The sequence below is a fragment of the Cyanobacteriota bacterium genome, assembly GCA_025054735.1.
In the GTDB taxonomy this organism is placed as follows: Bacteria; Cyanobacteriota; Cyanobacteriia; order SKYG9; family SKYG9; genus SKYG9.
The window spans coordinates 1-10,172 of sequence record JANWZG010000110.1; the positions used below are offsets into that span (position 1 = coordinate 1).

Consider the following 10,172-nt stretch of genomic DNA (forward strand, 5'->3'; position numbering starts at 1 on the left):
AGTGACCAACCATGTACAACAGGTGGTTAACGAGTCAGGGGTACAGATTGGCCTGTGTACATTATTTTTGCGCCATACGTCTGCTAGTCTAGTGATTCAAGAAAATGCTGATCCCGATGTGCTTCATGACCTGGAGATGTTTTTGTCTCGATTAGTACCCGAAAATCTCCACAACTATCGCCATAATGCTGAAGGCCCTGATGACATGCCTGCCCATATTCGCACGGTGCTGACAAAAACCTCGGAACAGATTCCGATAGCCTACGGCAGGCTTATGTTGGGTACGTGGCAAGGTATTTACCTATGGGAACACCGCCATCATGGTCACCTGCGTGAACTGGTCGTGCACATCTTGGGGGAATAACCTAGAGCCATCATGGTAATGTGCCTTGGATTAGCTTACAGCATAGGACTTAGGGGTGAATCGTGTCGATGAATATTGGTATTCCCAAAGAGGTTAAGGATCAGGAGTTTCGGGTGGGCCTGTCTCCTGGCAGTGTGCGTAGCTTGGTCGAGGCTGGGCACCAAGTCATAGTAGAAGCAGGGGCAGGGGAAGGAGCAGGCTTTGCTGATGGAGACTATCGGCAGGTCGGTGCTCAGGTAGTGCCTACTGCTCGTGCTGCTTGGGATCAAGACTTAATCGTAAAGGTAAAGGAACCATTGCCAGAAGAATATGGCTATTTGCAACCGGATCAACTGCTGTTTACCTATTTGCACTTGGCGGCAAATCGATCGCTGACAGAACACCTTGTCTCTATGGGCGTGACGGCGATCGCCTATGAACTGGTGGAATTGCCCGATCAGCGCTTCCCCCTACTGACCCCTATGAGTATTATTGCTGGACGGTTGTCGGTGCAGTTTGGTGCACACTTTCTAGAACGACAACAGGGAGGGCGCGGTGTGTTGCTAGGTGGGGTGCCCGGTGTGCGCCCAGGTCATGTGGTGATTTTGGGGGGTGGCGTTGTGGGCACAGAGGCTGCGCGTATGGCTGTGGGCTTGGGTGCCCAGGTGACGATTTTAGAGGTGAATGTTGATCGCCTGAGCTATTTAGAAACACTGTTTGGGTCTCGTGTCACGCTGCTCTACAGCACGAGTGCCCAGATTGAGGCGATCGTTCCCACGGCTGATCTATTGATTGGTGCTGTATTGATACCGGGCCATAAAGCCCCAACCCTAGTGACCCGCGACCTTGTGCAGGCTATGCAACAAGGGTCTGTCTTGGTGGATGTCGCTGTTGATCAGGGTGGTTGTATTGAAACCCTACGCCCGACATCCCACAGCAACCCTACCTATGTGGAAGCTGGTGTGCTCCACTATGGGGTTCCCAACATGCCAGGGGCTGTTCCCTGGACGGCAACTCAAGCCCTGAACAACAGCACATTGCCCTATGTACTGGCGCTGGCTAACCAGGGACTCGGTGCCCTAACGACTAATGCGGCACTTGCCAAGGGGTTAGTCACCCATGACCGCAAACTTGTGCACCCTGCTCTGCAAGCAACGTTTCCAGAGCTTTGCCATGCCTAGTTTGGTGATGGTTTTAAGGGATCCTATCTCAAGTCTTAGCTTGCTCGCGTCGCCATATTCGTCTGATAGTGGGGATATCTAACCGCATGGCAGCCGCTACCATTCGCAGTGTTTCTACTTCGGGAATACCAGGCTCTAAGCGTTCTGCCTGATTGAGGGCAGCAGTTGCCCGCCATGGCTGAAAGCTATACAACTGTGCCAAACCCAGGTATGCCCATGCCCAAGGGTTTTGTCCATCGAGCTGGGTTAACCGAGTAAAGGTGGCGATCGCAGGTTGAGCGCGCTGTTGCAACACGTAGACTAACCCTAGGGTATAGAGTAGGTCAAGGCGATCGGGATCAGCTTGTAGACGATGCTTCACCATGAGTTCCAACTGAGGAACGTAATCTTGAATGGGGTCATACTGGTTGATGCGACCAATGTCATTGAAGACGGGTTCTAGCTGGCCTTGGGGCAGCAGGGCTGCTAACGATCGCACCTGGGTGACCAAATCTAATTCTGGCGCAGGCAGAGAATCCGCTTGCTCTGCGACGGTGATGGTGGTAGGTGGGATAGCTAGGGGATAGGACTGCCCTGTCTTGCGGTTCAAGTAGGTGACCTGGAGGCGATATTGGCCAGTCGGTAACTCGGCAGGTGGTTGTAGTGCTAATTGCTCAACTACCTTTATGGGGGTTGTGTCTAGAGGTGGGGTTGCCCCAGCATAGAGGTGGCCTAGACCGATGCCATGATCTTGGAGCCAAAGGATGGGGCTGTTTCCAACTGCTGACTGGGATGGAACCCAATCCATCAGTACAAGACCATCTCGCAGGTCGGCCCAAGCGCCTAACCACGTGTAGGTAACTGGAGCAGGCTTTCCTGGAGCCACGACAGCGGGCAGAATAATATCGAGTAGCGCTACAGCAGATCCTGAGGCACGATCGCTAACGGTTACTGTAATGGGTGGGTTGCGTCGATGATAAAGTCGTAACTCGCTGCCATCGGGAAGTTGCCATGTGCGATGTAACGCTAAGTCAGGGCTGGACTCTACCAACTGTCTAAGGGCTTGTTGTCCTGCCTCGATCGCGTTGTAGGCCCCTTGATCACCTGTTTTTGTCAGGTACCAGTCGAGGGCACGGCTATCAGGGAGGGCTGTTTTCTCAGAAAAGGCCAGTTGTCGCCCATAGACTTGGAAATTGGCGACAGCACCGTAAAAATCCACATTCATGGGATTAATCTGGGCCGTATTAGCCACAAGGCCAATAGTTGATCGTTGATAGGGCTGCTGCTGAATGACGGTGGCAATCACCTGCTCATGGGGATAGGGAGCGCCCTGATAGGGATGATGCTGACCAGGAACACCCTTGACGATAGGAAAGAGGGGAAATAAGTTTGTGAGTAATAGCACAGTGGCAACGATCGCTGTACTCCACCGCAGACCTGCCCACCAGCGACCAATCCCAAGGGTCAACAAGCGGGCAAATACCAGGGCCATGGCAGGCAAATAGGGCTGAATAAAGCGGGGATCCTTGTTGGCTGCTAGGGAACAGAGTACGTAGATGCCACCTGCAAAGCTTAAGAGCCATGCCCAAGCTCCAAGTGTTGAAGGAGTGGACAGAGTGTCAGGCTTGTGCGATCGTCCCTGCCAGAGCCAGCGTCCCAGGGCGATTAGGCCACAGCCTAGTCCCGCTAGCACGACTGGGAACGACAGAGTTGTTGGCAGTTCACGGGCATAGTGCAGCCAGCCGGCCAAGGTGTTGGCCTGGGGTTCACCCTCATACACAATGCCGTTAGCATTAGCTTGGGCAATAGAACTGAGTACTGTGAGCCAATTGGTACTAAACCAAGGCCATCCTATGCCTATAGCGATCACTCCCAGGATGACTAACTGCCCTAAACGCCCCCATTGCTGTTTGACTAAGGCTTCTATGCCCAGCCAGCCCAGAGGCACAGCCAAGAAGAGTAACCCTGTTGGTCGGTTGAGAAATACTATGCCTAAGGCAACACCACTAGCAATCGTCCATCGCCACCCCTGTCTAGGCTGATAGCGCCAGCGGGTGAGACAGGTAAACGCCACGGTGAGGCTAGCCGTGAGACCGTAGTCTAGCAAGTAATCAATGCGGGTGAGTGCTAACGTGTGAGATAGCAAACACAGCCCTGCTGCCCACAGTCCCACTTGGGCAGAAAACAAGCAGGATCCCAAATGATAGGTAGCCAGTAGTAGCACCCCGGTGAACACTGAATTCACCAATGTGGCTTGGTCGTAGCCAGCTCCAAACCAGGCTAGAAACGGCACCGTTACCAGATAAACAAAGGGGGCACGGTAAGTAGGAGAAAGTTTCCACAGGTCAGTCCACCATTGTGCTGACCAGAGATTTGGCTGTTGTAGCACACGCCAATAGTTCATAGCCCGCGACAGGTGATCACCCTGATCCCAAGCTGGAGGAGCCTGGTCAAGGTGCAACCACAGGCGATCGACTAGAGTTGCCGCCAACCACAGCAGGGCTAACACCCCATAGTCTCGCTGCCAGGAACTAGGCATTACTTGTTGTCCGTTGGGTTTGCTAGTCATCTGCTACACTAGGCTATCACGCCCCTCATCTTAGCCCACCGTGGAACCTAGCCAAGTGGGGTGAGTGTAAGTTTTGACAACGGGTTGCACCTAATATTCAACTGGCGTTGCCTGCACTCGTGCTCAGCCCTCACGCTAGGTAGGTCAGTAATGCTTGACCCATAATCTCCGGGGGAGCAGGTTGTTGAATCCAAATTTCCAGAGCAGCCGCTCCCTGACGCACCAGCATTTCCAAGCCGTCAAGAACGATCGCGCCCCGATCCACAGCTTGACGGAGTAACAGGGTTGGACGAGGAGTATAAATTAAGTCATAGACAATAGTGCCTGGTTGCAGAGCATCAAGGGCTGAGGTCTCTAGAGGCGAGGCATCAACTTGGGGAGCCATGCCGATAGGGGTGGTGTTGACCACTAGCCCTGCTGTAGGCAGCAGGCTGGGTAAGGTTTCCCAAGGGTGAATAGACAGGCGATCGGCTATAGGAGTAGCTGCCCAACTGTCTGCAAATGCCTGCAACTTTTGGGGATCACGCCCTACAACTTGAATGTGAGCACAGCCCAATTCCCTACAACCTGCCACTACTGCTCGTGCTGCCCCGCCATTGCCTAGAACAACTGCACCCGTTGTTGTCCAGTTTCGTTCCTGCGATCGCAGGGGGCTGAGAAACCCTGCTACGTCAGTATTCGTACCGTGCCATCCTGTATCGGTCCACCAGACGGTGTTTACTGCTCCTACAGCCTGTGCCAAGGGCGATACTGCTGTCAACAGGGGCATGATGGCTTGTTTATGGGGAATGGTAACGTTGAAGCCGCGAAGACCGATCGCAGCCAAGCCTGCCACGGCCGTACTCAGATGTTCTGGTGCGATGGAAAATGGCACATACACGTAATCTAGCCCTAGATAGTCAATTGCAGCATTATGCATGACTGGAGATAGGGAATGGCTAATGGGATAGCCAATCACCCCCAATAGGGACGTTTTGCCTGTAATCATCATGGCTGGTGTATAGTCTGCTGGAGGGATTGTATCAAGGGTGCATGTTAGCTCCAACTTCAAGCTAAGTCCTTCTTGATCCTACGGCAGACTACCTGCAACCTCCTCATCCAGATTAACTAGAAATCGATGTCGTAGTTTCTAGGCAATGGTGGCACCATACTTACCTGAGTCGGACAATTTTATCTGTTTCTCTATTCCTAGAGTTGTATAGTGGTGGGGTCACGTGAGCAAGAATGTCATGACCCCTCCGATTCAGATTCGTCCTGTTTTCTGGTATCACGATCACGTGCTGTTGATTGACCAGACCCATTTGCCCACCGAGTACCGAATTGTTGAGATTCGCCGCTTCACTGATATGGTTGAGGCGATTCAGATGATGATTGTACGGGGGGCACCTGCGATCGGCATAGCAGCAGCCTACGGAATGTACTTGGGTGCACGAGAAGTCACAGCCACTAATCACCAAGATTTTTTAGCCGCTTTGGAGCATATCGCCGATAGCTTGCGAGCCACTCGTCCCACCGCTGTGAATCTATTTTGGGCAATCGATCAAATGTTGACTACTGCTCGACAAGTACCTGCCCCAGAGGATAGAGACGAAGTTACCTGGATCGCTGCCATCCAGACCGCATTGTTCCAGGCCGCAGACAAATTGTGTGCTGATGACCTGCAAACCTGTCTAGCAATTGGTGAGCAGGGGCTAGCTGTTCTGCCTAAAGAGCCAGAGCGGCTGCGTCTTCTGACCCACTGTAATGCAGGCGCACTGGCAACAGCGGGCTATGGCACAGCTTTGGGAGTGGTGCGATCGGCTTGGAATGCAGGTCGGTTAGAACGCCTCTATGCTGACGAAACTCGTCCACGACTTCAGGGGGCACGGCTCACCACTTGGGAATGCTATCAGGAAGGCATCCCAGTTACCTTAATTACAGACAACATGGCTGCCCACTGTATGCAAAAAGGTCTGGTAGATGCCGTTGTAGTTGGAGCTGATCGCATTGCCGCCAACGGTGACACTGCTAACAAAATTGGTACCTATAGCTTAGCCCTGATTGCTAAAGCCCATGCTATTCCCTTCTTTGTCGCAGCCCCCCGCTCCACGATCGACATCTCCCTTAGTGATGGATCCCAAATTCCGATCGAAGAACGAGAAGCTAGTGAACTTTATCAGATTGGAGACACCCGCATCTGTCCCAAGGATATTGATTTCTACAACCCTGCCTTTGATGTCACCCCGGCAGACCTGATTACCGCCATCATCACAGAAGCAGGGGCAGTGGCACCCGATCGCCTTGCTGACATTTACTAGTAAGCGTTAGTTAAGCATTAGTAAGCATCGACAACTAGTAGCAGGGCCGTGGTTCACTGCCAACATGCCAACCTGGCTACAGACTAGCCTGTAAGCATAGCTGCCTAGTACTAGGTTGACTGTGCCTCTACAGCCTGTTTATAGGCAGCCCAGCCCCCGTAGTGGGAAATATCAGGCCAGCCATAGTGCTCTACCATAGCTTGAGGGTAAAGCATCGCAGTAATGACTTCACCATCTTCCAACACGACCTCTCCGGGATACATGTGGGGTGGCTCATTGGATAACAGATAGTCATACTGATCTGGGGTCAACTCATATACCTCTCCAGGAATCGCGACGCCCCCTGACTCAACAGCATAAATCGCAGGGTGCCAGCCATTCTGAGCAGCATGGAGACGGTACCGGGCCTGTGTTTTCGCAGCTTTGATAAAGGTGGCAGATTGTAAATTTTGGTGGTCGGGTTGCCCGCGCAGTGCTGAACCACAAATAAAAAACCGCTTTTTTCCTGAGTCACCAGTCATATTGCATTATCCTGAGCAGTAACTTTTACCCTACCACAGAGGCGCTTGCATCTACTGGATTCCCCTTGATCCCCTATCCCTAGCGTTATGAGTTGATAACTAGCTAGCTAGGGCTGACTACAAGAAATAAGTAATGATACTCAGGTTAACGGGCTATCCATGGTCGGATTTTGATCGTTCATGGGGATGGTTTTAGCTGACAATGGAAGTAGACGACCCTCTGACTGTGATTAATTCCGTCATCAGCTATTCAGACTGTTTATCCCTAAGAACAGGTCTCCATGACGATTACAACCTTCGTCCTAGACGATCTGCTAAGTAGCCATCCCCATCTGCGATCGCAGATTTATTTCAAGTCATCACTCACAGCACTATCCCATGCGATGGAAGATCAAGTACTGGCGGGTGGTGATCAGCCATTGGTTATTGCTAGCTTTCAGCGAGAGCGGTTCTATCGCCAAGAAGCAAGTCGCTATCTACGTATTGCTGAGCGTACATCCCAGGTGTATGTGCTTGCTGCTCCAGAGACTGACTTTACCAGTCGATCTGACCAATACGAAACCATTGCCTTTGACCCAACTGAACCACTGAGCCAAGAGTGGAACTTGGTGGTAGTTGGGTGCAATTATGCCACCTGCCTAGTGTGCCGAGAGCACAAAGCCAATGATCCGCAGTTGAGGCAGTCGTCTCTGCCATTAGCAGAATTGCCTACGATGGATCAAGCCCGTCGCTTTGAGGGGATTTGGACGTTTGATCGCAAGGTTACCCAAGCTGCTGCCCTACTGATGCTTGATCGTATCCTCACCTATCGTCCAGAATTAGCTGAAAAGGTTGCCCAAGCTAAAATGCTCTTGCAGGCTGAGCAATCAACCTCCTTTCACAATGTGGATCCAGCTCCCTTTGCCGATCGCCTCGTTACCTACTTGCAAGCTGGCCAATACAAACTGCTCAAAGCCTATCGCTCTATCGCCATCCAAGAGCGTAAGGAGCGTCTGGTTAATTCCATCACCGATGCCATTCGTCGCTCCTTAGACTCCCAAGAAATTCTCCAAGTAGCGGTTACGGAACTTGGGCAAGCTCTGCACGTCGATCGCTGCTTGATCTATCGCTGCAAAGCGACGGATGTGGATGCCCTAATTCAGCATGAGTTTCTAAATCAAGAAACTGCTCTGGAAGCTACAGACTCTCCGGCCTTGCGCTCCCTAGCTGGACAAACGTGGCCGTTGAAAGATAACCCCCTGTTTGCAGAGGTCGTGGAAACTCGGAGTTATGCCTATGCTGACCAAGTTGCCACTGATCCCCGTCTAAATGTGCCTCTACCGAGATGGCAAACGGCCCTGAAAGAGGGGCGGTCTGATGACAACACTCAACTTTCATTTCTAGATTTGGCCGAACGTTGGCAAATTCGCTCATGGCTGATGGTGCCTGTGTTATACCAACATCGCCTACTAGGCATTGTGGAATTGCACCACTGTCGGCACACCCTACACCGGTGGACAGAGGACGAACTATCCCTCATCAATGCGATCGCCACTCAAGTGGGGGTGGCCTTAATTCAAGCGGAGGCATACGCTAACCTAGATGACCTCAACCAACAACTAGAGGCTCTAGATCGCACCCGCAGTAATCTTGTTGCTATCACAGGCCACGAGTTACGCACTCCCCTTTCTACTATCCAAGTCTGCTTAGAGAGTTTGGCTAGTGAACCTGACATGCCTTTAGATCTGCGTCAGGTGATGATTACAACTGCTATGGCAGACGCAGAGCGGATGCGCAAACTGATTCAAGATTTTCTCACATTGTCACGGTTGGAAAGCGGTCGAGTTGAGTGGCGGCTAGAACCGTTACCCATTCGGGAATGTGTCGATTTAGCCCTCAGCAGCCTACGAACGCGCAACGCCAAACTGCAACTCCCAAATATTACCACTCATGTTCCCAATGAGTTACCGCTGGCCCATGCTGATGGGGAATGGATGGTTGAAGTGATTACCAAGTTGCTGGATAATGCCTGTAAATTTACGGAACCTAAAGGCAATATTACGATCGAGGCTAAATCTAACGGCAATGAAATGCTGGAAGTGACTGTAGCTGATACAGGTCGAGGCATTGAACCCGATCGGCTGGAAGTGGTGTTCGATCGGTTTTATCAGGAAGAGGGTGCTCTCCGCCGTTCAACGGGCGGCACTGGTCTAGGGCTAGCCATTTGTCGCCAAATTGTCACTGGCATGGGTGGGCAAATTTGGGCAGAGTCTGCTGGACGAGACAAGGGTAGCAAGTTTCACTTTACAATCCCTATCTTTAAGGACTATACCTGAGAAAACTACCTGCATCCCATGAGCAATTTCCCGCTACAATCCCCTACACCCCGGTGGAAGGGGGTATCAACTCTGGCCATCATTCTGACAGCTAGCATAGTGGCCATTACTCTATTGGCCGTTATCAGCACACACTTTGGCTGGTGGCTAGGGCTGGAGCTAGCTTCCCACTTTCAGATGCAGTATGCGATCGCGGCTAGCCTTCTCCTGATCGGCATTCTATGCACCCGACAAAAGCTGGCAAGTTTCTTAGGCCTATTTTGTGTTGCGCTGCTATTCACTCACATAGTCCCCTGGTACCTGCCCAGCAACCCTGTCAAAACCGGCATTCCCCTAAGGCTACTGATTGCTAACGTCAATGTCAAAAATCGACAGGCCCTGCCAGTGCTGTCACTGATTCAACAAGAGCAGCCAGATGTCATTGTCCTCATGGAGATGAATGCTTGGTGGCTCAGCCAACTCAGCCCGTTACATCAGCAGTGGCCCTACAGCTTTGGGCAAGGTGCCGATAGTCCTTTTGGCATTGCCATTCTCAGTCGCATACCGTTACAACAGCCTCAACTTCAACTATTTGGCACTAACGATATTCCTAGCATTGTCACTGGGCTGAGGCTACCAGGACAATTGGTTACCCTAGTAGCAACCCATCCCCCGCCGCCGATTCAACCAGACCTATTTCACGAACGCAATCGTCATTTGGCTAGTGCTGCAGCCTATATTCAGCGCCTACAACCACCAATCGTCGTTGCCGGTGATCTCAATACCAGCATGTGGTCGCCCTACTATCGCCGTCTGATAGCCAGCACAGAATTGCTCAATGCTCGGCGAGGGTTTGGCGTGTTACCGACCTGGCCTAATCCTGGCACCTATGGTAGAAACATTCCTGGAATCTTGCTCTGGCTACTGTCAATTCCGATCGACCATTGCCTAATCAGCCTTGATCTTGGTGTCCAGAGCATTCATACCG

8 protein-coding genes are annotated in these 10,172 nt (G+C 51.9%); 5 read left to right on the forward strand and 3 right to left on the reverse strand.

Features of this window, described 5'->3' with window-relative positions; translation table 11 throughout:
* Position 1 precedes the first annotated feature (1 nt).
* Both NZ772_07190 and ald read left to right on the forward strand, forming a co-directional pair.
* Positions 2-364, forward strand: a complete 363-nt coding sequence (locus NZ772_07190) for a secondary thiamine-phosphate synthase enzyme YjbQ (GenBank protein ID MCS6813340.1) — start codon at positions 2-4, stop codon at positions 362-364.
* A gap of 68 nt (positions 365-432) precedes the next feature.
* Positions 433-1,524 carry an alanine dehydrogenase gene (gene ald / locus NZ772_07195; protein MCS6813341.1) on the forward strand — a complete coding sequence of 364 codons (1,092 nt, stop codon included), beginning with the start codon at positions 433-435 and terminating at the stop codon, positions 1,522-1,524.
* A 28-nt stretch (positions 1,525-1,552) separates the two neighbouring features.
* Here ald and NZ772_07200 read toward each other — a convergent pair whose 3' ends face one another.
* Together NZ772_07200 and NZ772_07205 are read right to left on the reverse strand one after the other, a co-directional pair.
* Positions 1,553-4,072 carry a phospholipid carrier-dependent glycosyltransferase gene (locus tag NZ772_07200; protein ID MCS6813342.1) on the reverse strand — a complete coding sequence of 840 codons (2,520 nt, stop codon included), beginning with the start codon at positions 4,070-4,072 and terminating at the stop codon, positions 1,553-1,555.
* A 130-nt stretch (positions 4,073-4,202) separates the two neighbouring features.
* On the reverse strand, positions 4,203-5,060 hold the full coding sequence (locus NZ772_07205; GenBank protein MCS6813343.1) for a shikimate dehydrogenase: 858 nt from the start codon (positions 5,058-5,060) through the stop codon (positions 4,203-4,205).
* A 241-nt stretch (positions 5,061-5,301) separates the two neighbouring features.
* Between NZ772_07205 and mtnA the strand changes: the two genes are divergently transcribed.
* Positions 5,302-6,369, forward strand: a complete 1,068-nt coding sequence (gene mtnA / locus NZ772_07210) for an S-methyl-5-thioribose-1-phosphate isomerase (protein ID MCS6813344.1) — start codon at positions 5,302-5,304, stop codon at positions 6,367-6,369.
* A gap of 110 nt (positions 6,370-6,479) precedes the next feature.
* On the opposite strand, the gene NZ772_07215 is transcribed toward mtnA, so the two are convergent.
* A complete protein-coding gene (locus NZ772_07215) occupies positions 6,480-6,890 on the reverse strand; it encodes a gamma-glutamylcyclotransferase (protein MCS6813345.1) in 411 nt (136 codons plus the stop codon).
* A 281-nt stretch (positions 6,891-7,171) separates the two neighbouring features.
* Between NZ772_07215 and NZ772_07220 the strand changes: the two genes are divergently transcribed.
* Positions 7,172-9,205, forward strand: coding sequence for an ATP-binding protein (locus tag NZ772_07220; GenBank protein MCS6813346.1), 2,034 nt, complete (start codon positions 7,172-7,174; stop codon positions 9,203-9,205).
* Positions 9,206-9,223: 18 nt separating this feature from the next.
* A partial coding sequence (locus tag NZ772_07225; GenBank protein ID MCS6813347.1) for an endonuclease/exonuclease/phosphatase family protein occupies positions 9,224-10,172 on the forward strand: 949 nt, incomplete at its 3' end.

What these genes read in the sequence shown, in the direction of transcription:
- NZ772_07215 (MCS6813345.1), bottom strand. Translation starts at nt 6,890, where the DNA reads ATGACTGGTGACTCAGGAAAAAAGCGGTTTTTTATTTGTGGTTCAGCA.
- NZ772_07200 (MCS6813342.1), bottom strand. Translation starts at nt 4,072, where the DNA reads ATGACTAGCAAACCCAACGGACAACAAGTAATGCCTAGTTCCTGGCAG.
- NZ772_07205 (MCS6813343.1), bottom strand. Translation starts at nt 5,060, where the DNA reads ATGATTACAGGCAAAACGTCCCTATTGGGGGTGATTGGCTATCCCATT.
- mtnA (MCS6813344.1), top strand. Translation starts at nt 5,302, where the DNA reads ATGACCCCTCCGATTCAGATTCGTCCTGTTTTCTGGTATCACGATCAC.
- ald (MCS6813341.1), top strand. Translation starts at nt 433, where the DNA reads ATGAATATTGGTATTCCCAAAGAGGTTAAGGATCAGGAGTTTCGGGTG.
- NZ772_07220 (MCS6813346.1), top strand. Translation starts at nt 7,172, where the DNA reads ATGACGATTACAACCTTCGTCCTAGACGATCTGCTAAGTAGCCATCCC.